Source organism: Pseudomonas sp. PB3P13 (assembly GCF_054897735.1).
Genome location: NZ_CM142702.1, coordinates 1,508,221 through 1,531,508, shown reverse-complemented (window position 1 = coordinate 1,531,508; position 23,288 = coordinate 1,508,221). Strand labels below are relative to the sequence as shown.

At 59.5% G+C, this 23,288-nt stretch carries 22 protein-coding genes; 7 read left to right on the top strand and 15 right to left on the bottom strand.

Going from position 1 to position 23,288, the window contains the following annotated elements; translation table 11 throughout:
- Positions 1-51: 51 nt before the first annotated feature.
- Complete coding sequence (locus tag ACYZT1_RS06815; protein ID WP_462018257.1) at positions 52-477, bottom strand: YybH family protein; 426 nt, start codon at positions 475-477, stop codon at positions 52-54.
- A gap of 139 nt (positions 478-616) precedes the next feature.
- Between ACYZT1_RS06815 and ACYZT1_RS06810 the strand changes: the two genes are divergently transcribed.
- The gene (locus ACYZT1_RS06810) at positions 617-1,102 is read left to right on the top strand and encodes a GNAT family N-acetyltransferase (RefSeq protein WP_462018256.1); all 486 of its coding nucleotides are present in this window, start codon (positions 617-619) and stop codon (positions 1,100-1,102) included.
- Positions 1,103-1,225: 123 nt separating this feature from the next.
- Here ACYZT1_RS06810 and emhR read toward each other — a convergent pair whose 3' ends face one another.
- Entirely contained in the window at positions 1,226-1,867 is a 642-nt protein-coding gene (gene emhR / locus ACYZT1_RS06805; protein ID WP_462018255.1) for an efflux system transcriptional repressor EmhR, read from the bottom strand.
- A gap of 264 nt (positions 1,868-2,131) precedes the next feature.
- Between emhR and ACYZT1_RS06800 the strand changes: the two genes are divergently transcribed.
- The 4 genes from ACYZT1_RS06800 (at position 2,132) to ACYZT1_RS06785 (ending at position 9,499) form a co-directional block, all read left to right on the top strand.
- Positions 2,132-3,289, top strand: coding sequence for an efflux RND transporter periplasmic adaptor subunit (locus ACYZT1_RS06800; protein WP_462018254.1), 1,158 nt, complete (start codon positions 2,132-2,134; stop codon positions 3,287-3,289).
- A 3-nt stretch (positions 3,290-3,292) separates the two neighbouring features.
- A complete protein-coding gene (gene emhB / locus ACYZT1_RS06795; protein WP_462018253.1) occupies positions 3,293-6,457 on the top strand; it encodes an efflux RND transporter permease subunit EmhB in 3,165 nt (1,054 codons plus the stop codon).
- The gene (gene emhC / locus ACYZT1_RS06790; RefSeq protein ID WP_462018252.1) at positions 6,454-7,914 is read left to right on the top strand and encodes an efflux RND transporter outer membrane subunit EmhC; all 1,461 of its coding nucleotides are present in this window, start codon (positions 6,454-6,456) and stop codon (positions 7,912-7,914) included. The genes emhB and emhC overlap by 4 nt, the downstream gene beginning before the upstream one ends.
- A 307-nt stretch (positions 7,915-8,221) precedes the next feature.
- Positions 8,222-9,499, top strand: a complete 1,278-nt coding sequence (locus tag ACYZT1_RS06785; RefSeq protein ID WP_462018251.1) for an OprD family porin — start codon at positions 8,222-8,224, stop codon at positions 9,497-9,499.
- Between the two features lie 139 nt (positions 9,500-9,638).
- On the opposite strand, the gene pcaC is transcribed toward ACYZT1_RS06785, so the two are convergent.
- From pcaC to pcaR, 10 genes are all read right to left on the bottom strand, one after another.
- Positions 9,639-10,031, bottom strand: a complete 393-nt coding sequence (gene pcaC, locus ACYZT1_RS06780) for a 4-carboxymuconolactone decarboxylase (RefSeq protein ID WP_462018250.1) — start codon at positions 10,029-10,031, stop codon at positions 9,639-9,641.
- Between the two features lie 10 nt (positions 10,032-10,041).
- Positions 10,042-10,833: a 3-oxoadipate enol-lactonase gene (gene pcaD / locus ACYZT1_RS06775; RefSeq protein ID WP_462018249.1), complete on the bottom strand. Its 792-nt coding sequence runs from the start codon at positions 10,831-10,833 to the stop codon at positions 10,042-10,044.
- A gap of 11 nt (positions 10,834-10,844) precedes the next feature.
- Positions 10,845-12,194 (bottom strand): 3-carboxy-cis,cis-muconate cycloisomerase, encoded by a 1,350-nt coding sequence (locus ACYZT1_RS06770; RefSeq protein ID WP_462018248.1) that lies wholly within the window; start codon positions 12,192-12,194, stop codon positions 10,845-10,847.
- A 460-nt stretch (positions 12,195-12,654) separates the two neighbouring features.
- Positions 12,655-13,221 carry a protocatechuate 3,4-dioxygenase subunit alpha gene (pcaG, locus tag ACYZT1_RS06765; protein WP_462018247.1) on the bottom strand — a complete coding sequence of 189 codons (567 nt, stop codon included), beginning with the start codon at positions 13,219-13,221 and terminating at the stop codon, positions 12,655-12,657.
- A gap of 1 nt (position 13,222) precedes the next feature.
- Positions 13,223-13,927, bottom strand: coding sequence for a protocatechuate 3,4-dioxygenase subunit beta (pcaH, locus tag ACYZT1_RS06760; protein ID WP_462018246.1), 705 nt, complete (start codon positions 13,925-13,927; stop codon positions 13,223-13,225).
- Positions 13,928-13,963: 36 nt separating this feature from the next.
- Entirely contained in the window at positions 13,964-15,169 is a 1,206-nt protein-coding gene (gene pcaF, locus ACYZT1_RS06755; protein WP_462018245.1) for a 3-oxoadipyl-CoA thiolase, read from the bottom strand.
- Complete coding sequence (locus ACYZT1_RS06750) at positions 15,166-15,945, bottom strand: CoA-transferase subunit beta (RefSeq protein WP_462018244.1); 780 nt, start codon at positions 15,943-15,945, stop codon at positions 15,166-15,168. Before ACYZT1_RS06750 ends, pcaF begins: the two co-directional genes overlap by 4 nt.
- A complete protein-coding gene (locus ACYZT1_RS06745) occupies positions 15,945-16,802 on the bottom strand; it encodes a CoA transferase subunit A (protein ID WP_462018243.1) in 858 nt (285 codons plus the stop codon). Before ACYZT1_RS06745 ends, ACYZT1_RS06750 begins: the two co-directional genes overlap by 1 nt.
- A gap of 265 nt (positions 16,803-17,067) precedes the next feature.
- Complete coding sequence (locus tag ACYZT1_RS06740; RefSeq protein ID WP_462018242.1) at positions 17,068-18,414, bottom strand: aromatic acid/H+ symport family MFS transporter; 1,347 nt, start codon at positions 18,412-18,414, stop codon at positions 17,068-17,070.
- Between the two features lie 126 nt (positions 18,415-18,540).
- Complete coding sequence (gene pcaR / locus ACYZT1_RS06735; RefSeq protein ID WP_462018241.1) at positions 18,541-19,383, bottom strand: pca regulon transcriptional regulator PcaR; 843 nt, start codon at positions 19,381-19,383, stop codon at positions 18,541-18,543.
- Between the two features lie 640 nt (positions 19,384-20,023).
- Here pcaR and ACYZT1_RS06730 point away from each other — a divergent pair.
- Complete coding sequence (locus ACYZT1_RS06730) at positions 20,024-20,224, top strand: hypothetical protein (protein WP_084321752.1); 201 nt, start codon at positions 20,024-20,026, stop codon at positions 20,222-20,224.
- Positions 20,225-20,600: 376 nt separating this feature from the next.
- Positions 20,601-22,076: an inorganic phosphate transporter gene (locus tag ACYZT1_RS06725; protein ID WP_462018240.1), complete on the top strand. Its 1,476-nt coding sequence runs from the start codon at positions 20,601-20,603 to the stop codon at positions 22,074-22,076.
- Positions 22,077-22,327: 251 nt separating this feature from the next.
- Here the strand turns inward: ACYZT1_RS06725 and ccoM are convergent, their stop codons facing one another.
- The 3 genes from ccoM to ACYZT1_RS06710 form a co-directional block, all read right to left on the bottom strand.
- Positions 22,328-22,441, bottom strand: a complete 114-nt coding sequence (ccoM, locus tag ACYZT1_RS06720; RefSeq protein ID WP_462018239.1) for a cytochrome c oxidase subunit CcoM — start codon at positions 22,439-22,441, stop codon at positions 22,328-22,330.
- A 144-nt stretch (positions 22,442-22,585) separates the two neighbouring features.
- Positions 22,586-22,747, bottom strand: a complete 162-nt coding sequence (locus ACYZT1_RS06715) for a hypothetical protein (protein ID WP_462018238.1) — start codon at positions 22,745-22,747, stop codon at positions 22,586-22,588.
- Positions 22,748-22,816: 69 nt separating this feature from the next.
- Positions 22,817-23,158, bottom strand: coding sequence for an aspartate-semialdehyde dehydrogenase (locus tag ACYZT1_RS06710; RefSeq protein ID WP_462018237.1), 342 nt, complete (start codon positions 23,156-23,158; stop codon positions 22,817-22,819).
- Between the last annotated feature and the right edge of the window lie 130 nt (positions 23,159-23,288).

Genomic DNA, 23,288 nt, shown 5'->3' with positions numbered 1-23,288 from the left:
TGATCAACTATGGCTCAGATCGGCGATTCGGCGCCGCTTCCCGATAAACGATCACGGCTGCAAGTCGAACAACGCCGTGCCGCTCATCATGTCGAAGGGTGCCGACCAGTGTTCGTGGACGATGCGCCACTGCCCGGCGTCGCGCCGATAGCAGGCGGTTACGCGCATCCAGCAGGCCTGGGTTTCGCCCTGTTCATTGGTGCCGCCGCAATGGGCCAGCCAGTGGGCGAAAGCGATGTGTTCGTCGACGACGATGTTGACCTGGTCGAAGTCGATCATGTGCGCGCCCTGGCACATTTCCATGCATTCGAGCCAGTGCGCGCGGTAGGCGGGTTTGCCGCGAAATTGAAGAGCCTTGACCGCGTCGTAGGAAACGATGTCATCGCCATAGAGGGCCATGAGCTGCTCGACATCCTTGGCGATGACCGCCTGCCGATAGGTGTTGATCAGACTCTCGATTTCGTGAGTAGCGTTCATGGTGTTTCTCCGTTGTTATTGTGTGAAGACACCCTTTGTCGTCTGGCGAGAAGCCGGATCGACAGACAATTAACAATAATCCATGAACGCAAACTCGCTAGAATCCGAGGCTTATTGATGTAGGAAAAAGGACAAACCCGTGACAGCCAGACTCGCGCCCTACGAAAGCCTGAACGAGCTGCAACGCCAGCACGTCGAGACCATTGAAGTTCATCAGGAACAGTTGAGATTCAGCGGCGATATTCACGGTGCGTTGCACACCCTGTTGTCCAGGCCTGGCCCCGGGGTGAAAGGGTTTGCCTTGCTGGTTGCGGAGATCCCGGTGGCGTTCCTGCTGCTCAAGCGTCCGCCCGCACTGCCGGCGTGGGCCGATGAGCACAGCGCCACGTTGCATGCCTTGCAAGTGGATCAGCGTGCGCAGGGCAAAGGCTATGGCAAGGCCTGCCTGCTTGCGTTACCCGAGGCGGCACGTCAGACGTTTCCGCAAATCAAGGCGCTGGAGTTATCGGTAGATGCGGATAACGCCGCAGCCATTGCGCTGTATGCGAGCTTCGGCTGGGTGGATCGCGGCGAAGCCTACAAGGGTCGGATTGGCTATGAGCGGCGCATGAGCCTGACTCTCTAACAGGCTATTTCTGTAGCTGCAGCTAACCCGCTCTGACGCGAACGGCACAATATTCCTACAAAATACCGGGACCGCGCCCTGTCATCGGGGGGCGCGTGCGTATATAAAAGCATCCTTGTCGCGTCAGGGAGACCGCATCCGCAGGCTTGGGCTCAAGCGCAGCATGTCCAGCGCGGTATCGACCCAACGCTCGGCGTCGATGTGCAAGTGAAAGCTGTCCGGAGCCAGCAGCCACTGATAGAGCATGCCGTCGATGTACGCGTGCAGGCTGATCGCCGCGCGGGCCGTGTCGAGGTCCGCCGGTAACTGGCCGCGATTCACTGCATTGGTGAGCGCCAGAGCGATGCGTACATTGCAATCGAGGCTGACCGTCTGTCGCTGCTGGCGCAGATCGCACATTTCGTCGGTGAATTCGCACTTATGGAACAAAATCTCATTGATGCGCCGGGTTTTCGGATCCAAAGCAACTTGTTGAAACAAATGAATCAGCAAGTTGCGCATGCAGCCCAGCGGATCGATTTCATCTTCGCTTTCGCTGGCTTTGGCCATTTCGTCCAGCGGCTCATGCAGTGTGTCGAGCATGGCCTGCACCAGATCGGCCTTGTTACTGAAGTGCCAGTAGATGGCGCCGCGTGTCACACCAGCGAGGGTGGCGATATCCGCCAGCGTCGTGCGCGCCACGCCCCGCTCGAAAAAGGCTTTCTCTGCCGCTTCGAGTATCTGGCTACGTGTTTCTTGAGCTTCCTCTTTAGTCCGACGGACCATGGCAGTACAACCTCAATCAGGGTGCTCAGCGATGTCTGAATATCAGCTGAATAAAAGTGGAGCGCGCGCTCTTGGGCGTCGTCCCCGGCCTACAATTCGAACCTTTGCACGGCTTTCGTAACGATGAGGATACGCAGCAAAGGTATTTACAAACAACCATGAACGTAAGTATATTCCTTAGCAAGCTACTTATCCACTCAGCGCTCATTTTTTAACCCTTCACATTTCGAGTGCGCATACAGCGCGCCTGACCCGAGGATTTTCATGCAATTCAAGCCAGCTGTTACCGCTCTGGTCACTGCCGTCGCCCTGGCATCGCTGCTCAGCGGATGTAAAAAGGAAGAAGCGGCGCCTGCCGCACCACCTCCTCAGGTCGGCGTCGTTACCCTGCAACCTCAAGCCTTCACCCTGACATCCGAACTGCCGGGCCGCACCAGCGCGTTCCGCATTGCCGAAGTTCGCCCACAGGTCAACGGCATCATTCTCAAGCGTCTGTTCAAGGAAGGCGGCGACGTCAAAGCCGGCCAGCAGCTGTATCAGATCGATCCGGCCGTTTACGAAGCCACGCTGAAAAGCGCGCAGGCCAACTTCCAGCAGACCAAGTCGATCTCCGATCGCTACAAGCAACTGGTCGACGAACAAGCCGTCAGCCGTCAGGAATACGACACCGCCCTGGCCAACCGCATGCAATCGGAAGCCAGCCTGCAGAGCGCGCAGATCAACGTGCGCTACACCAAGGTTTACGCGCCGATTTCCGGGCGCATCGGTCGTTCTTCATTCACTGAAGGCGCGCTGGTGACCAACGGTCAGACGGACGCAATGGCAGTGATCCAGCAACTCGACCCGATTTACGTCGACGTGACGCAGTCGTCGGTTGAACTGCTCGAGCTGCGCCGCGAACTGGAAAGCGGTCGTCTGCAAAAGGCCGGCGACACTGCCGCAGCAGTCAAGCTGACCCTCGAAGACGGCAGCGAATACAAGCAGGTCGGCAAGCTCGAGTTTTCCGAAGTGTCGGTGGATCAGACCACGGGCTCCGTCACACTGCGTGCCGTGTTCCCCAACCCCGATCACACGTTGCTGCCAGGCATGTTCGTGCATGCGCAATTGCAGGCCGGCGTGAATGCGGCGGCAATTCTGGCACCACAACAAGGCGTGACCCGCGACCTTAAAGGCTCACCGACCGCACTGGTCGTTGGCCCGGACAACAAGGTCGAACTGCGTCAGCTCAAGGCGAGCCGCACCGTCGGCAGTCAGTGGTTGATCGAAGACGGCTTGAAGGCGGGCGATCGACTGATCACCGAAGGGCTGCAATACGTCAAACCAGGAGCCGAAGTGAAAGCCACTGAAGCGACCAACGTCGGCACCAAAAACCCGGCCCCCGCACAGGCAGCTGACAAGGCTTCCAGCGGCAAAGGGGAGTAAACCATGTCGAAATTTTTTATCGACCGTCCGATTTTCGCCTGGGTAATCGCCCTGGTGATCATGCTGGTCGGGGCACTCTCGATCCTCAAGTTGCCGATCAATCAATACCCGAGCATTGCGCCTCCGGCGATCGCCATTTCCGTGACCTACCCAGGTGCCTCTGCACAAACCGTGCAGGACACCGTGGTTCAGGTCATCGAGCAGCAGCTCAACGGCATCGACAACCTGCGTTATGTGTCTTCGGAAAGTAACTCCGACGGCAGCATGACCATCACCGCGACCTTCGAGCAGGGCACCAACTCCGACACTGCGCAGGTTCAGGTGCAGAACAAGCTGAACCTGGCCACTCCGCTGCTGCCGCAAGAAGTACAGCAGCAGGGCATCCGCGTGACCAAGGCAGTGAAAAACTTCCTGATGGTGATCGGCGTGGTCTCGCGCGACGGCAGCATGACCAAGGACGACCTGTCCAACTACATCGTGTCGAACATGCAGGACCCGATCTCGCGGACCGCCGGTGTCGGCGACTTCCAGGTCTTCGGTGCCCAGTATGCGATGCGCATCTGGCTCGATCCGGCCAAGCTGAACAATTTCAACCTGACCCCGGTTGACGTGAAAACCGCCATCGCCGCGCAAAACGTCCAGGTGTCCTCCGGTCAGCTCGGTGGTTTGCCTGCGGTGCAAGGCCAGCAGTTGAACGCCACGATCATCGGCAAGACCCGTCTGCAAACTGCCGAGCAGTTCAAGGCGATTCTGCTCAAGGTCAACAGCGACGGTTCGCAGGTACGCGTCGGCGATGTCGCTGACGTCGGGCTGGGCGGCGAAAACTACTCGATCAGCGCCCAGTTCAACGGCAGCCCGGCGTCCGGTCTGGCAGTGAAACTGGCCAACGGTGCCAACGCCCTCGACACGGCGAAAGCCCTGCGCAACACCATCGAAACCCTCAAGCCGTTCTTTCCGGAAGGCATGGAAGTGGTGTTCCCGTACGACACCACCCCCGTGGTGACCGAGTCGATCAAAGGCGTGGTGCACACGTTGGTCGAAGCGATTGCGCTGGTGTTCCTGGTGATGTTCCTGTTCCTGCAGAACTTCCGCGCCACCGTCATCACCACGATGACCGTGCCGGTGGTATTGCTCGGTACGTTCGGGATCCTCGCGGCATTCGGTTTCAGCATCAACACCCTGACCATGTTCGGCATGGTGCTCGCCATCGGCCTGTTGGTGGACGACGCCATCGTTGTGGTGGAAAACGTCGAACGGGTCATGAGCGAAGAAGGTTTGTCGCCCAAGGAAGCCACCAAGAAATCCATGGGGCAGATCCAGGGTGCACTGGTCGGTATCGCCCTGGTGCTGTCTGCGGTTCTGTTGCCGATGGCGTTCTTCAGCGGTTCCACCGGTGTGATCTACAAGCAGTTCTCGATCACCATCGTTTCGGCGATGGCCCTGTCGGTTCTGGTTGCGCTGATCTTCACCCCGGCGCTCTGCGCCACCATGCTCAAGCCGATTCCAAAAGGCGAGCACGGCACGCCGAAACGCGGCTTCTTCGGCTGGTTCAACCGCAGCTTCGACCGTGGCGTCAGGAGTTACGAACGCGGCGTCGGCAACATGCTCACGCACAAGGCGCCGTACCTGTTGGCGTATCTGATTATCGTGGTCGGCATGATCTGGCTGTTCACCCGCATTCCAACCGCGTTCCTGCCGGAAGAAGACCAGGGTGTGCTGTTCGCCCAGGTGCAAACCCCGGCCGGTTCCAGTGCCGAGCGCACCCAGGTGGTCGTGGACGAAATGCGTGAATTCCTCCTGCGCCCGACCAAGGATGGTGGTGAAGGCGATGCGGTGGCCTCGGTCTTTACCGTGACAGGCTTCAACTTCGCCGGCCGTGGTCAGAGTTCGGGTATGGCGTTCATCATGCTCAAACCGTGGGACGAGCGGAACGCCGACAACAGCGTGGCCAGTCTGGCAGCCCGGGCGCAACAGCATTTCTTCACGTTCCGTGACGCCATGGTGTTTGCCTTTGCACCGCCGGCAGTGCTCGAACTGGGTAACGCCACCGGTTTCGACGTGTTCCTGCAGGACCGCGCCGGTATCGGTCACGAAAAACTCATGGAAGCGCGTAACCAGTTCCTTGGCATGGCCGCGCAGAGCAAAGTGCTTTCGCAAGTCCGTCCGAACGGCCTGAACGACGAGCCGCAATACCAGCTGGAAATCGATGACGAGAAAGCCAGCGCCCTCGGCGTGACGCTCACCGACATCAACAACACGTTGTCGATTGCCTTGGGCAGTAGCTATGTGAACGACTTTATCGACCGCGGTCGGGTGAAGAAGGTTTACGTGCAAGGTCAGCCCGATGCGCGCATGAGCCCCGAAGACGTGAAGAAGTGGTATGTGCGCAACAGCGCCGGGACCATGGTGCCGTTCACCGCATTCGCCAAGGGCGAGTGGATTTACGGCGCGCCGAAGCTCTCGCGTTACAACGGTGTAGAGGCGATGGAAATCCTCGGGGCTCCGGCGCCGGGTTATTCCACCGGTGAAGCCATGGCCGAAGTCGAGGCTCTGGCGAAGAAACTGCCAACGGGTGTCGGCATTTCCTGGACCGGTCTGTCGTACGAAGAACGCCTGTCCGGCTCGCAAGCGCCGGCGTTGTACGCGCTGTCGCTGCTGATGGTGTTCCTGTGTCTGGCGGCGTTGTATGAAAGCTGGTCAATCCCCATCGCGGTGATGCTGGTGGTGCCGCTGGGGATTATCGGTGCATTGTTGGCGACCAGCCTGCGCGGCCTGTCCAACGACGTTTATTTCCAGGTGGGCCTGTTGACGACCATCGGTCTGGCGGCGAAAAACGCCATTCTGATCGTCGAATTCGCCAAGGAACTTCATGAGCAAGGGCGCACCCTGCGCGAAGCGGCGATTGAAGCGTGCCGGATGCGTCTGCGCCCGATTATCATGACCTCGCTGGCGTTTGTGCTCGGTGTGGTGCCCCTGGCAATTTCCACAGGTGCAGGGTCGGGTAGCCAACATGCGATCGGTACCGGCGTTATTGGCGGTATGATCACGGCCACGGTCCTGGCGATCTTCTGGGTACCACTGTTCTTCGTCACCGTGTCGTCCATCGGCCAGCGCAAAAAAGCCGAGCAGGATGATGCTATTGAAACTCCAAAAGAGGCTGGCCAATGAGCAAGTCGCTACTCTCCCTCGCCGTCGCCGCCTTCGTGCTGAGCGGTTGCTCGCTGATACCTGATTATCAGCAGCCCGCCGCACCGGTGGCGCAGCAATATCCACAGGGGCCGGCCTATTCGCCAGCCCAGGCGCCGAGCCAGGCCGCTGCCGAACAGGGCTGGAAGCAGTTTTTCCATGACCCGGCGTTGCAGCAACTGATTCAGGTGGCACTGGAAAACAACCGTGACCTGCGTGTCGCGGCGCTGAACATCGATGCTTTCGCGGCGCAGTACCGCATCCAGCGTGCGGACCTGTTCCCCGCCGTTTCGGCGAATGGCACCGGCAGCCGCCAGCGGGTTCCGGCCCGGGCGTCGCAGACCGGTGAAGCGGGCATCACCAGTTCCTACTCGGCTACCGTCGGGATCAGCGCTTACGAACTCGACCTGTTCGGTCGGGTTCGCAGCCTCAGTGAACAAGCGCTGCAACAGTACTTCGCCACTGAAGAAGGTCGCCGCAGTACGCAGATCAGTCTGGTGGCCAACGTCGCCAATGCCTACATGACCTGGCAGGCGGACAAAGAGCTGCTCAAGCTGACGCAAGATACGTTGGGTGCATTTGAAGAGAGCCTGAAGCTCACTTCGCGCAGCAACGAAGTCGGTGTCGCCTCGGCGCTGGACCTGGCCCAGTCGCGCACCTCGGTGGAAAACGCCCGGGCGCAGCTGGCCCGCTACACGCGTCAGGTCGCTCAGGATGAAAACAGCCTGGTGTTGCTGCTCGGCACAGGGATCCCGGCCAGTCTGCAACCGGCCAAGCCGCTGTCCGATGACTTGCTGAGCGAAGTACCGCCCGGCCTGCCATCGGATCTGCTGCAGCGTCGTCCAGACATTCTTCAGGCCGAATACAACCTGAAAGCGGCCAACGCCAACATCGGTGCGGCACGGGCGGCATTCTTCCCGAGCATCAGCCTCACCGCCAATGCCGGCACGCTCAGCCCGGACCTGTCCGGCCTGTTCAAGGGGGGGTCGGGTACCTGGCTGTTCCAGCCGCAGATCAACCTGCCGATCTTCAACGCCGGCAGCCTGCGCGCCAGCCTGGATTACTCGAAAATCCAGAAAGAGATCAGCGTGGCGAACTACGAGAAGTCCATTCAGACGGCCTTCCAGGAAGTCGCCGATGGTCTCGCCGCCCGCCAGACCTACACCGAGCAGTTGCAGGCTCAGCGTGATTTCGTCCAGGCCAACCAGGATTACTACCGTCTGGCCGAGCGTCGTTATCGCATCGGTGTCGACAGCAACCTGACCTTCCTCGATGCCCAGCGCCAGCTGTTCAGTGCTCAACAGTCACTGATCACCGATCGCCTGGCGCAGCTCAACAGTGCCGTCAATTTGTACAAGGCGCTGGGCGGCGGCTGGAATGATCAGACGGCCCAGGTCCAGCGACAGAAAGAACAAGCGCCGGAACTGAAATTGTTCTGATGCTGCTGTGAACACGAAGCCCACCTTTTGGTGGGCTTTGTTTTTGCTGCGGGGAAAGGTCCGTTGACCGGACTGTCCTCATCGCGGGCAAGCGCGCTCCCACAAGGTCGGCGTTTGCGCACAGAATTTCCGGGCAGCGCTGAACCTCTGAAAGCAGGCTTGCCCGCGATGAGACCCGCATGAGCGGCATAAATTGGCGACTCATCTTGTGTTCGATAACCGCCCAAAACCAGCCACCACTAATTGAACCGTCCAGTACATTCGTCGACCATTCCCGCACAAAATCAATAACACCAGGTTCGACTCCATGCCCAAACGCCCTTCCCCATCGCGTCCCACTCCGCCCTGCCTTTTCCCCAGCCTGATGACGCTCGCGCTGTGCGCTGCGGCGCTGCCCGCCACCGCCGAAGAATCGGGATTTGTCGAAGACGCCAAGGTCAATCTCAACCTGCGCAATTTCTACATCAACCGCAATTTCACCAACCCGACCAAGGCTCAGGGCAAGGCTGAAGAGTGGACGCAGAGTTTTATCCTCGATGCCAAATCCGGTTTCACCCAAGGCACAGTCGGTTTCGGCATGGACGTGCTCGGGCTGTACTCCGTGAAGCTCGACGGTGGCCAAGGTACCGGCGGGACACAACTGCTGCCGCTGGACAGCGACGGTCGCCCGGCGGATAACTTCGGTCGCACCAACGTGGCGTTCAAGGCGAAGCTGTCGCAGACCGAAGTGAAGGTCGGCGAGTGGATGCCGGTGCTGCCGATCCTCCGCTCGGACGATGGTCGTTCGTTGCCGCAAACCTTCCGTGGCGGTCAGATCACTTCGAAGGAAATCGCCGGGCTGACGCTTTACGGCGGTCAGTTCCGCGCCAACAGCCCCCGCGACGACAGCAGCATGAGCGACATGTCGATGACCGGCCGGACGACGTTCACCTCCGACCGTTTCAACTTTCAGGGCGGCGAATACGCGTTCAACGAAAAGCGCACGCAGATTGGTGTGTGGAATGCGCAGCTCAAGGACATCTACAGTCAGCAATACTTCAACCTGATTCACAGCCAGCCTGTCGGTGACTGGACGCTCGGTGCCAACCTCGGGTTCTTTTATGGCACAGAAGACGGCAGCGCCCGCGCCGGCGATATGGAAAACAAGACCTGGTCAGGCCTGCTCTCGGCCAGGTATGGCGGCCACACCTTCTACGTCGGGCTGCAGAAACTCACTGGCGACAGCGCGTGGATGCGGGTCAACGGCACCAGCGGCGGCACGCTGGCCAACGACAGTTATAACGCCAGCTACGACAATGCGCAGGAAAGGTCCTGGCAATTGCGCCACGACTACAATTTTGTCGCCGTCGGCATCCCCGGCCTGACGTTGATGAACCGCTACATCAGCGGCGATAACGTACACACCGGCACCGTCACTGACGGCAAGGAATGGGGCCGGGAAAGCGAGCTGGGCTACACGTTGCAGAGCGGCGCCCTCAAGGATCTCAACGTCAAATGGCGCAACTCGACGATGCGCCGGGACTTCAGCAACAACGAATTCGACGAGAACCGGCTGATCGTCAGCTATCCGGTCAGTTTGCTGTAAGACGCAAAGACGCCATCGCGAGCAGGCTCGCTCCCACAGGGGATGTTCGGCGAATGCAAAACCTGCGTTCGCATCATGACCCTGTGGGAGCGAGCCTGCTCGCGATTGGCGTCAGTTCAAACAGTACAAATCCCGAACGTTATTCCCGCGATTCAACTCCCAACTCATCCCACACAGACTCTGCCAGATGAAATGTGGCGTTGGCCGCCGGAATGCCGCAGTAGATCGCGCTTTGCATGATCACTTCCTTGATCTCGCTGCGGCTGACTCCGTTGTTGGCGGCGGCGCGCAGGTGCAGTTTGAGTTCTTCACCGCGGTTCATGCCGATCAGCATGGCGATGGTGATCAGACTGCGGGTGTGGCGCGGCAGGCCCGGGCGGGTCCAGATGTCACCCCAGGCGTGGCGGGTGATCATTTCCTGAAATTCCGAGTTGAACTCGGTCAGCGCATTCAGGCTGCGGTCGACATGAGCGTCGCCGAGCACTGCGCGGCGCACGGTCATGCCTTCTTCGTAACGCTGTTTCTCGTCCACGGAAAAATCCTCAACGGGCCAAAAGGAATGCCACAACACGCTCGCTGAACGCTTTGCTCGCCTGCACGTTGGACAAATGCGCGGCGTAGAATTCGGCGTACTCGGCGCCCTGCACGTGCTCCTGAATGAAATGTCCACCCGACGGCGGCGTAACGGCATCCTCGCTGCCAGCGATCACAAGCAAGGGCACCTTGATCGAATCCAGCTGATCACGCAAATCGGCATCGCGTACCGCCGCGCAATTGGCCGCGTAACCTTCAGGAGACGTTGCCGCCAGCATGTCAGTGATCTGCTTCGCCGCCGCAGGATTGGCTTGAGCGAAATCCGCAGTGAACCAGCGCGCAATCGATGCATCGCGCAGCGCGACCATGGCCGCCGAACCGTCACGCAGGACAGTTTCAATGCGCGGGTCCCACACCGATGCATCGCCGATTTTCGCCGCGGTATTGCACACCACAAGTTTGTTCAAACGATCACCGGCGTTGATTCCCAACCATTGGCCGATCAAGCCGCCCATGGACAGACCGCAGAAGTGCGCCCGGTCGATATGCAAGGCATCGAGCAAGGCCAGGACATCGCGCCCCAACTGCTCGATGCTGTACGGCCCCGGCGTCACCAGCGACTGACCATGCCCGCGGGTGTCAAAACGCAGCACGCGAAAATGCTCGGTGAACGCGGCCATTTGTGCATCCCACATGTGCAGGTTGGTGCCCAGAGAGTTGGACAGCACCAACACCGGCGCGCCGGCCGGCCCATCGATTTGGAAGTGCAGTTCGCCCTCGGCGAGTTGTACGAAAGCCACAGCAATCTCCTTCAGGCAGTGAATGCAGAATGTTCAGCCACCGCCCGCTCGACCCAAGTGTGCGCCTGGCCGAGGTAATGGGCGGGGTCCAGCAAACGATCGAGTTCATCGGCAGACAGTTCGGCAGTGACCTTCGGCTCGTCGCCGAGGACCGCACGCAAATGCCGCTGCTCGGCCACGGCGCGTTTACAGCATTGCTCGAGCAAATGATGCGTGGTGTCACGGCCGACCCGTTGTGCGAGGACGATGCTCACCGCTTCGGCCAGCACCAGGCCTTGGGTCAGGTCGAGATTACGGGCCATGCGCTCGGCGTCGACCTCCAACCCTTCAGCGACCAGCAGCGCTTGCTGCAATGCACCGGACACAAGGCAGCAAATCTCCGGCAGGGTTTCCCACTCGGCATGCCACAGACCGAGGCTGCGCTCGTGCTCTTGCGGCATCGCGCTGAACAGCGTCGACAGCAGACCCGGCACCCGTGTCGCCGCGCCGATCAACACCGCCGCGCCCACCGGATTGCGTTTGTGCGGCATGGTCGAGGAGCCGCCTTTGCCCGGCGCCGCAGGTTCAAATACTTCGCCTGCCTCGGTCTGCATCAACAGGCTGATGTCGCGACCGAGTTTGCCGAGGCTGCCGGCAATCAATCCAAGCACCGAAGCGAATTCCACCAGACGATCGCGCTGGGTGTGCCACGGCTGATCGGGCAACGTCAGCTGCAACTCCTGCGCCAGCGCTTCGGCAATCGGCATGGCCTTGTCGCCCAATGCCGCGAGGGTCCCGGAAGCGCCGCCAAATTGCAGCACCAGCACGCGCGGTTTGAGTTGTTGCAGGCGTTGCCGACTGCGGGTCACCGCACCCAGCCAGCCAGCGATTTTCATGCCCAGCGTGACCGGCGTCGCGTGTTGCAACCAGGTACGCCCGGCCAGCGGCGTGGCGACATAGCGTACGGCCTGGTGCGCCAGAATTTCGCCGAGCTGCGCCAGGTCCTGTTCAATCAACGCCAACGCCCGACGCATTTGCAGCACCAGGCCGGTGTCCATCACATCCTGGCTGGTCGCGCCCAGATGAACGTAACGCTCGGATTCGGCATCGGTTGCCGCGAGCTGTTTGCCCAAGGCCTTGACCAGTGGAATCGCCGAGTTGCCCGCTGTGGCAATCGCTTCACCGAGTGCCACAAAGTCGTAGTGCTCGGCCCGGCACGCCGCTTCGATAGGCGCGACGGCGCTTTGCGGAATCAACCCGACCCGAGCCTCTGCCCTGGCCAGCGCGGCCTCGAAATCGAGCATGGCCTGAACCCGACCGTGATCGCAGAACACCTCACGCATATCACGGGCAGTGAAGTAGGTATCGAACAGCTGGTTCATAAACAATCCTTGCAAGCGTGGGCCGGTGCGGCCCACGTGGGTGGATCAGGTCGTGGTGCAGTTCGACAAGGTTGCCCGACGAAGCACCGACAATCGCGAAGATGCGCTGTTGGCGTTCATCGCCCGTGTAGTGGGAGGTAAGGTTGTCATGGATTTTCACTCTTTGGGGACCGGTGAGAGTCTAGCCACGCTTTGCAACATTCCCGCTCCCACAGAAGCCTCTCACGCTTTGGCGAGGGGGCTTGCCCCCGCCGGGTTGCGAACCAGCCCCATCCTGGCAAAGTTGACTGGGCAGATGGAGCCGCCCTGGCAGCCGACGACTGCTGCGCAGCCGAACGGGGGCAAGCCCCCTCGCCACATAAGCTCTCTTGCCACCGAAGCCCGCTTGCCACAGAACCTCTCTTGCCACCGAAGCCCGCTTGCCACAGGAGTTTCCTCACCACAGAGGCACGGTGCTCAATCAATAATCAAAAAACACTGTCTCGGCATCAGTGCCCTGCAGGATCACATTCCACTGATAAACACCGGACGCATCCTGCTTCGCCAGCAAGGTTTGACGTCGTTCGGCCGGTACGCATTCCAGCAGCGAATCCCCCACATTGGCGGCCTCCCCGTCGAAATAAATACGCGTCAGCAAGTGCTTGACCAGCCCGCGCGCAAACACCAGCACCACCAGATGCGGCGCTTGGGTCGTGCCTTTGAGGCCTTGCACGGTGCCCGGTTTGATTGTGGTGAAACGGAAGCGCCCTTCGGCGTCCACCGGTACACGGCCAAAACCTTCGAAGTTGGGGTCCAGCGGCTTGTCCTGATCGTCTTCGGGATGGTCGTATTTGCCGGCAGCGTTGGCCTGCCAGACTTCGAGCATCGCATCGTTGACGAAATCGCCGTTACCGTCGACAACTTGCCCGGTGATCGACACGCGCTCGCCAACGGTTTGTTCTACGGTCAGGTTTTCGCGGTTCAGCCAGGTCAGGCCGATGTGGTAATACGGCCCGACGGTGTGGGACGTGGTCGCGTTCAGCGTCATCTTATTTCTCCATCGGCGTGGCGTCGCGGCCCCGCAAGACGATGTCCCAGCGATAACCGAGGGCGTAGGAAGGGACGGTTTTTTCCAGGTCGAACGTGGCGATCAGACGTTCCTTGGCACGGGTGTCCGGCACGCAGTTGTAGATCGGGTCGTAGGCCAGCAATTGATCGCCGGGGAAATACATCTGCGTGACCAGCCGCGTCAGGATGCTCGGCCCGAACAACGAAAAATGGATGTGCGCCGGACGCCAGGCATTGTGGTGATTGCCCCACGGATAGGCGCCGGGTTTGATGGTCTGGAATTGATACCAGCCATCGGCGTCCGTCACGGTGCGGCCGGTGCCCGTGAAGTTCGGATCGAGTGGCGCATCGTGCTGATCGCGATCATGGTTGTAGCGGCCGGCGGCGTTGGCTTGCCAGATCTCCACCAGAATTCCCGGGACCGGCAAACCGTCTTCATCCAGCACGCGGCCGTGGACGATGATTCGCTCACCCTGCGGCTGGCCTTTGTGCTGCGCCGTCAGGTCGCTGTCTTTCTCATCGATACGATCGGCGCCAATGGTAGGGCCAGTAATCTCCGACAACGAATGCGGCAAAAACACCAACGGCTTCGACGGCGAGCGCCGGTTGGTCGATTGATAGGCCGGGTGCAGGTAGTCCGGCTGGGTGCCCTCTTGCGGGCGACGATAACCAGGCTTGTCAGTCATTTCGCTTTCCTCTGTTCTTATTGTCACAGCTGCACGTCAGACGCGCTCGATTGCCAGGGCCAGACCCTGACCAACGCCGACGCACATGGTCGCCAGACCTTTCTTGCCGCCGGTTTTTTCCAGATGGTGCAGGGCCGTCAGCACCAGACGTGCTCCGCTCATGCCCAACGGATGACCCAAGGCAATCGCACCGCCGTTCGGGTTGACCTGAGCCGCGTCGTCCGCCAGGCCGAGTTCGCGAAGTACCGCCAAACCCTGGCTGGCGAACGCTTCGTTGAGTTCAATCACGTCGAAATCGCTCACCGCCAGGCCAAGACGCTCGGTCAGTTTGCGCACCGCCGGCACCGGGCCGATGCCCATCACACGCGGCGCAACACCGGCGCTGGCCATGCCCAACACTTTCGCGCGAGCGGTCAGACCGTGCTTTTTCACCGCTTCGGCGGAGGCCAGAATCAGTGCTGCGGCGCCGTCGTTGACGCCCGAGGCGTTGCCGGCAGTAACGGTTTTGTCCGAACCGTTGACCGGTTTGAGTCTGGCCAGGGTTTCAAGCGATGTATCGGCGCGAGGATGCTCGTCCTGGCTGACCACCGTTTCACCTTTTTTGTGGGCAATCCGCACTTCTACGATTTCTTCAGCGAAATATCCTGCCGCTTGCGCCGCAGCAGTACGTTGCTGACTGCGCAGTGCGAAAGCGTCCTGATCTTCGCGGGATATTTCGTAATCGTCCGCCACGTTATCGGCGGTCTGCGGCATCGCGTCGACGCCATACTGCGCCTTCATCAACGGGTTGATGAAACGCCAGCCAATGGTAGTGTCTTCAAGTTTCATGCTGCGCGAGAACGCCGCATCAGCCTTGCCCATGACGAACGGCGCGCGGGACATCGACTCGACGCCGCCGGCAATTGCCAGTTCCATTTCACCGCTGGCGATGGCACGGAAGGCGGTCCCGATGGCATCCATGCCTGAGGCGCAGAGGCGATTGAGCGTCACCCCTGGAATGGTTTCCGGCAGGCCCGCCAGCAACAGCGCCATGCGCGCCACGTTACGGTTGTCTTCACCGGCCTGGTTGGCGCAACCGAAGAACACTTCGTCCACCGCGTTCCAGTCGACCGACGGGTTGCGCGCCATCAACGCCTTGAGGGGCACCGCGGCAAGATCGTCGGCGCGGACGGCCGCCAGGCCACCGCCGAAGCGGCCGATCGGTGTGCGTATGGCGTCGCAGATATAAACCTCACGCATCACGCTTCTCCGGGTGCTTGGCCATGGGCCGCGGCTGTGCGGGCTTCCAGATCCCTCAGCGCTTTCAGTTCAACCTCGCTCGGCTCGGCCGTGTGTTCTACCTGCTCGGCGAAACGGATCGCCCAACCGGTGGCTGCCACCACGTGCTCACGGGTCACGCCGGGGTGCAGCGCAGTGACCACAAATTCATGGGTATCGACTTCCGGTTCCATGATGCACAGGTCGGTAATGATGCCGACCGGGCCGGCGCCCGGGAGCCCGAGGCGCTGGCGCGAATCGCCGCCCTCGCCATGCCCCACCGAAGTGATGAAGTCGAGTTTGTCGACAAACGAGCGCGCCGACTGTTTGAGGATGATCAGCACGCTTTTCGCCGATCCGGCAATTTCCGGCGCGCCACCGGCACCGGGCAGCCGCACTTTCGGCTGGTGATAATCACCGACAACGGTGGTGTTGATATTGCCAAAGCGGTCAACCTGCGCAGCGCCGAGGAAGCCGACGTCAATGCGTCCGCCCTGCAACCAGTAGCGAAAAATCTCACCGGTCGGAACAACAGTGTCTGCAGTCTCGGCCAGTTCACCGTCACCAATCGACAGCGGCAGTACGCTCGGCTTGGCACCGATCGGACCTGATTCATAGATAAGGACTACATCCGGCGACGACGTCAGCCGCGCCAGATTGGCCGCTTTCGACGGCAGGCCGATGCCGACAAAGCACACGGAACCATTTTTCAGACGGCGAGCGGCGGCGACGGTCATCATTTCATTGGTGGTGTACGTCATTACTTCGCCTCCGAAGCGGTAGCCAGCTTGGCCTGAAACTCGCTGAAGTCAGCGCAGCCATGGATGTATTCTTCGATCCATGCGGTGAAGGTTTCACGATCGCGGGCAATCGGATCCCAGGCTTGATAGAAACGGTTATCACGCTCGGTGTAACCGTGCGCGTAGGACGGATGTGCACCGCCCGGGACGTGGCAGACCGCGCTCAAGGCCCATGTCGGCAGCACGCAGGCATTCATCGGCGCGTTGAGATCGTCGACGATTTCTTCAACGGTGACGATGCAGCGTTTGGCTGCCAGCGCCGCTTCTTTCTGCACGCCGAGAATGCCCCACAGCAGAACGTTGCCCTTGCGATCGGCCTTTTGTGCGTGAATCACGGTGATGTCTGGACGCACCGAAGGCACGGCAGCCAATACTTCGCCGGTGAACGGGCAAGTGACCGTCTTGATCAGCGGGTTGACCTTCGGCAGGTCCGAGCCGGCGTAGGCACGCAGCACTGCGAACGGTAGGCCGGAAGCGCCAGCGACGTAGGCATTCGCCAGGTCAGCGTGACTGTGCTCTTCAATCTCCAGCGCGTGCGGCCACTGTTTCTCGACCGCGTCACGCAAACGGTGCAGGGAGCCGACGCCCGGATTGCCGCCCCAGGAAAAAATCAACTTGCGAGCACAACCGGCGCCGATCAATTGGTCGTAGATCAGGTCAGGCGTCATCCGCACCAGCGTCAGATCTTTCTTGCCCTGTCGAATGATTTCATGCCCTGCGGCCGTAGGAATCAAATGGGTAAAGCCTTCGAGGGCAACGGTGTCGCCGTCGTTTACGAATTGCTTCACCGCATCGTGCAGCGAGATGATTTCAGCCATGGGGCAGGCTCCCGTTTTTGACTAACCGACAATGGATAAAAAGGGCGCGAGGTTCGGCGCCGGAATGAATGGAGGTTAAGCCTCTGAAAATCGCCAAACAATCCGATAATCGACTAACCGTTCGTTTATCGAACATATTGTTGCTAGCTGAAGATCATAAAAGCTTCGCGGACAAGCCTCGCCCCTACAGATGAGTCGAACTCGTGCGGGAGCGTGGCTTGCCCGCGAAGAGGCCCTCATATTCGCTGAGATACCTGCTCAGTGATCAGGTTGCATCCGCATGACTGACCATGCCTTTGATCACCACCGCCGTGGTTGCCAGCGCTGCCGGAATCACCAGAGCCGTCAGCACCTGTTCGAAATTCCAACCCAACCCCAGCAGCGTCGCGCCCATCCACGCACCGAGTATCGCGCCGAACCTTCCGATCCCAAGCATCCACGAAACACCGGTCGCCCTGCCCTGCGTCGGATAAAACCGCGCCGCCAGAGAAGGCATCGCCGATTGCGCGCCGTTGACACACATCCCCGCTACCAACACCAAGGTCGCCAACAGCGTGATGTTGCCCAGACTCTGCCCCACCGCGTAGGCAAACACCCCCGCCAGCAAGTAGAAAATGCCGATGACCTTGTGCGGATTGAACCGGTCCATCGCCCATCCCACCCCGACCGCACTCAACACACCGCCAAACTGGAACAACGCGCCGATGAACGCGGACTGCTCCATGCTCGCGCCGCTGTCACGCATCAGCGTCGGCAACCAGCTGGTCAGCAAGTAAACAATCACCAGCCCCATGAAATAGGTCAGCCACAACAGCAAGGTGCCGGCGCTGTAGGTGCCGGAGAAGATCACGGCGAAGACGTTGCGTGCCTTCACGGATGTCTGTTCCGGGACGCTGAAGCTGGATGCCTGAGCGACGACGGTCGGATCAATCGGCGATAGGGTTTTGCGCACTTTGTCGGTGCCGCGGTTTCGGACTACAAGGTAGCGCGCCGATTCCGGCAACCAGAAGAGCAGTACAACCGCAAGGATCAACGGCAGAATCCCACCGATCAGCAGCAAACTATGCCAGCCGTATGCAGGAATCAGCTTGGCCGAAATGAATCCGCCCCCAGCCATACCAAGGTTGAAGCCGCAGAACATGCTGGTCACCAGCAGCGACTTTTTGCGCTCCGGGGTGTATTCCGATAACAGCGTGGTGGCATTGGGCATGCCGGCGCCAAGGCCCAGGCCGGTGAGGAAACGCAGCAGCAGCAATTGATCGACATTGGTCGCATAGGCCGATGCCAGGCTGAACGCGCCGAACAACAACACCGCGCCCACCAGTACGATTTTTCGACCGAAGCGGTCAGCCAGAGGGCCGGAGCCCAGCGCGCCGAACACCATGCCTATCAGCGCTGCACTCATCACCGGACCGAGGCTGGCGCGGTCAATGCCCCAGTCCTGGGACAACGCCGGGGCTATGAAGCCCATTGCCGCGGTGTCGAGGCCGTCAAGGAAGACAATCAAAAAACAAAGGATCACCACCCGCCATTGGTAGCGCGAAATGGGTTGAGCATTGATGAAGGACTGCACGTCGAGGCAGCTTCCTACAGCAGACTGAGGTTGGTTCATTATTTTTATTCCACGCAAGTACGCAGTCGGGACGGTGTCAGCCTGGGCTGACGCTGCCGCGACATTAGTGATCCTGGGGAAAGACCTCAATTCGATAAACGCAAGTCTGTGCGATTATCGAACAGCTTAAGCAAACAGCTGCGAACTGAGGTTACGACTGGCGTCCAGCAGCCCGGGCAGGAAGCGCTGTTCAAGCTCATTGCGACTGACACGACCGGCGTGGGTACTGACATTCAGCGCCGCGACGACTTGCCCGGAAGCGTCGTACACCGGAACGGCAATCGAACGCAGGCCTTGCTCCAGTTCCTGATCGACGATGCACCAGCCTTGCTGACGCACTTCTTGCAGGCATTGGAGCAAGGCTTCTGGTGTGTGCAGGGTGCGGCTCGTTTTGGCTTGCAGATCGGCATGATCGAGGTATTCGCGCAAAGTAGTATCGTCCAGCGCGGCAAGAAGAATCCTGCCCATTGACGTGCAATAGGCCGGCAGACGCCCACCCACCGACAAATCGACCGAAATCAGGCGCTGAGTCGTCGCCGAGCGCGCGATATAGAGAATGTCATCGCCTTCGAGGGTGGCCATGTTGCAGGCCTCGTGCAACTGCTCGCTCATGCGGTCGAGATACGGCTGGGCAGAAACCGCCAGCGGCGTCGAGGACAGATACGCATGGCCGAGCGTCAACACTTTGGGCAATAAAGAATAGGTACGGCCGTCGGTGGTGGCGTAGCCCAGCTTGATCAAGGTGTGCAGGCAACGGCGAACTGCTGCGCGGGGGATTTCCGTGCGATGACTGATCTGCGCAATCGTCAGGTGCCGCTTGCGCTCCTGGAACGCTTGCACCACGGCAAGGCCACGGGCCAGGGACGTCATGAAATCCGGATCACCGGTCAGGGCCTGAATCCGCTTGGCCGGCGACGCGACAATGGGTGGCGCCACTGAAGCGAAGGAATTGCGCATCTGGTCGTTCATGCCAGGTCCTTTTCCGAAAGAAATCGATTGCAGGTGAATTGGGCGTAGTGCGGCAACGCCGCCGACGTACGGGCGATTATCGAACTCCTGGCCGATTATCGCAAACGATCACCCGTGCAGGCTACGATGAACATCGCCGTTTGCGCTGAAGCCATCCAGGTTTTTGCGCAGGCTTGAAAACAGAAATAAGCGCCCCCATTTATCACGCAAGTTGGTTCGACTTAATGACGCCAAAAAGTCATCGTATTGCGAAACTTGCAAGTAAGGTATCAATCACACATCAAGATCTATTTTTAACTGATTGGAGATAGTGTTCTCCCAATCGACCGCTATAATGCAATTCAGTGGTGGCCCGGTTTCTATTTGCCGGTCCTGCCGCGGGTAGCGCGATGGTCCATCGCCGCTGCCTTCAGCTCGCGCCTTGTTGTCCTTTTACCTGCATCACTGCGCGCGCTGAAACAGGATACTGATGCTACGTCAGCTGTTTACTCTGGTGCCGTGGCCGCCTGCAACATGGAAGTATTTGATCGTATTACTGTTGATCGATGTCGTTATGGACGTCGACCTTCGGCGAATGCGGCCGATACGTTTGATGCAGCGCGTATAACCAGAATTTAATCTCAACCTATCAGGTAGCACTGTGACGAAAGAAGAACTGCGCGCGGAACTTGAGCGCCAGGAACAACGTTACAAGGAAGTTTACGGCGGGGAAGTCACCACCTACGCCGCTCAGCCCGAACCGGAACGCAAACCCTGGCGTAAACGCGCCACCGTTCAGGATCAGGCTTTTACCCAGGAATTACAGAAGATGGAAAAGGAACTCAAAGCCGAAGAGCCTTGAAGCCTCGGTCTGACTTCCTGACGGAGCCGCTGTTTGCCCTCGTTGAAAGCGGGAAGCAACAGCGCAGCCCGACGCTGCCAGCTACGAGCGGGCAGCGGCGACCTCATCTATCGAATGAGGCCGACGGCCCATTTCCGGCCCGCTTCTCAGAAATTTCTCACGCGCTGTTAGCTTCTCGCAGACGCGAGCAAAACACTGTTGCCTGTTTGCTTTTGAAATAAATTCAACCACTTGCAAGGCCAGCCAAACCCTGGGGTCACAGGGTGGTGTTGCAAATTAATTCGTTGAAGAATGTTACCGACGAGCACTCAGTGCATCGATTTTCACACTTTTCTGGCATAATCGCGCCCCCTTACGACCGGGTCAGAAAACCTTCATGATCGATTTATTCAGCGGACTGGATGCTTGGGTGCTTGTGAGCCTCTTGCTCGCCCTCGCCTTTGTCCTCGCCTTCGAGTTCATCAACGGCTTTCATGACACTGCTAACGCGGTGGCCACCGTTATTTACACCAAAGCCATGCCGCCGCATCTGGCCGTGTTCTCTTCCGGTGTGTTCAACTTTCTCGGCGTGCTGTTGGGCGGCGTCGGCGTGGCCTATGCCATCGTCCATCTGCTGCCGGTAGAACTGCTGATCAATGTGAATACCGGTCACGGACTGGCCATGGTTTTCTCGCTGCTCGCCGCCGCCATCACCTGGAACCTGGGCACCTGGTACTTCGGTATCCCGGCCTCCAGCTCTCACACGCTGATCGGTTCGATCCTCGGTGTCGGCCTGGCCAATGCGTTGATCAACGACATTCCGTTGGCCGATGGTGTGAACTGGCAGAAGGCGATTGATATCGGCGCCTCTCTTGTATTCTCGCCGATGGCCGGTTTCCTGGTCGCTGCGCTGATTCTGATCGGGCTTAAGTGGTGGCGTCCGCTGTCAAAAATGCACAAGACGCCGGAACAACGCCGCAAGATCGACGACAAAAAGCATCCACCATTCTGGAATCGCCTGGTATTGGTGATCTCGGCCATGGCCGTCAGCTTCGTGCACGGCTCCAACGACGGTCAGAAAGGTATCGGCCTGATCATGCTGGTGCTGATCGGCATTGTTCCCGCGCAGTTCGTACTGGACCTGGGCAGCTCGACTTACCAGATTGAACGGACCCGCGATGCGACCCTGCACCTGAGTCAGTTCTACAAGCGCAATGCCGACACGCTGGGTGAATACCTGGCCCTTGGCAAAAGCGTCGAAGGCGACTTGCCGGAGAAATTCCGTTGCAACCCGCAACAGACAGAACCGACCATTGCCGCCCTGCTGGAGACGCTCAAAGGCGTTGCGGATTACCACTCGCTGCCGCCCGACAGCCGCATTGAGGTACGTCGTTACCTGCTCTGCCTGGACGACACCGCGAAGAAAGTCGGCAAGCTGCCTACTTTGGCGGCTCGCGAAAAAGCGGACCTGGACAAGCTGCGCAAAGACCTGACGGCCACCACTGAATACGCGCCGTTTTGGGTCATTCTGGCGGTGGCACTGGCCTTGGGCCTGGGCACCATGGTCGGCTGGAAACGCGTGGTGCTGACCATTGGCGAGAAAATCGGCAAACAAGGCATGACGTATTCCCAAGGCATGTCGGCGCAGATCACCACCGCCAGCCTGATCGGTATGGCCAACATCTTCAGCTTGCCGGTGTCCACTACCCACGTGCTGTCGTCAGGCGTGGCCGGCACCATGGTCGCTAACAAAAGCGGCCTGCAAGGCGGCACGGTGAAGACCATCCTGTTGGCCTGGGTCCTGACCCTGCCAGCGACCGTAGGGCTGTCGGCCGGCCTGTTCTGGCTGGCGTCGAAGGCCCTGGGCAGCTGATCCATCGCCGCAACGAGAAAGGCGCGTTCCGTGAGGTCCGCGCCTTTTTTGTGCCTGCACAAATATCGCAGACACCGCCCGCTTGTTGTAGGAGTAAAGCGTGCTCGCGAAGACGGTTTTACATTCACCATCGACAACGGCTGACACGCCGCCTTCGCGAGCAAGCTTCGCTCCTACCAAGAATCCAAGATAAAAAAAGGGCAACCGAAGTTGCCCAAAATGCCTTGCGTGCTCAATACATCCCGAAAGCTCTACAGCTTGCGCTTGTGCGAATCTTTCCAGATAAAAAATCCAAATCCTGCGAAGAATACAACCATGAGGCTGACGGTCAGCACTCCGGCGATCACCACATTGTCGAAAAACATGACTGGCCTCCAGCACTTGCCCTGTTGCGATAGGGCCAGGTTAACCAATCAGGCAGGAAAGAAAATTGACCGGGGTCAATGTCGCTCGATAATGAACGTAAAGGAGGGGGTAAAACTGACCTGCATCAATTCATGCAGGGTGTTTCAACGCTTTTTCGGTTTGTTCTTGTTTTTTTTCTTGGCTTTGCCCAATGGCATGGCCTGCTCAAAAGCCTGGCGTACTTCGTTCAGGCGTTTTTCGTTGAGGTCATGAACTCGCTTGGCGCGTTCGGAATTGAGGTCGATCAGTTTGTCATCTTGGCTCATGGCGTTCAGTGCATCGCTTGGGTTTTTTACAATAATGCGGCACGGCGACTGCGCTGACCAGCCACAGGCTCAAACCTGTATATCAACCCAGAGGCCCTGGCGTTCTTCATTGTCAATCAGCGGCGCGACCGGCACCGTATTGTCGGCATTGAGAACGTGGCCCGGAATCGGCAGATGTTGTTCCGGATCTTCATCGGCTTCACGGCGACGCTTGTCGCGCTCCTGCTTGCGCCGCTGTTCCTCGCGCAATTGGTAGGCCGCTTCTTCCGCATCGCGTTGTTGCAGGTCGATGGTGCTTTCGTTGGAGCTTTCCTGCACCGGCACGACGGGCGGTATCTCCGGGCGCTGACGCACCGGATCCTGTTGGGAAGTAATGGGCACGGCGCTCAGAGGGAGCATGGGTGGCAACATGATTATGGGTCTCCTGTCAGCAGTCTGTCGGCTGCGCGGATGGCGACTTGAGCCATCGGTCGCAAACTGTGACCTGATTGGCACTCATTGGTGCATTTTTCGATCGATATCTGGGTCAGCCTTTCCTTGC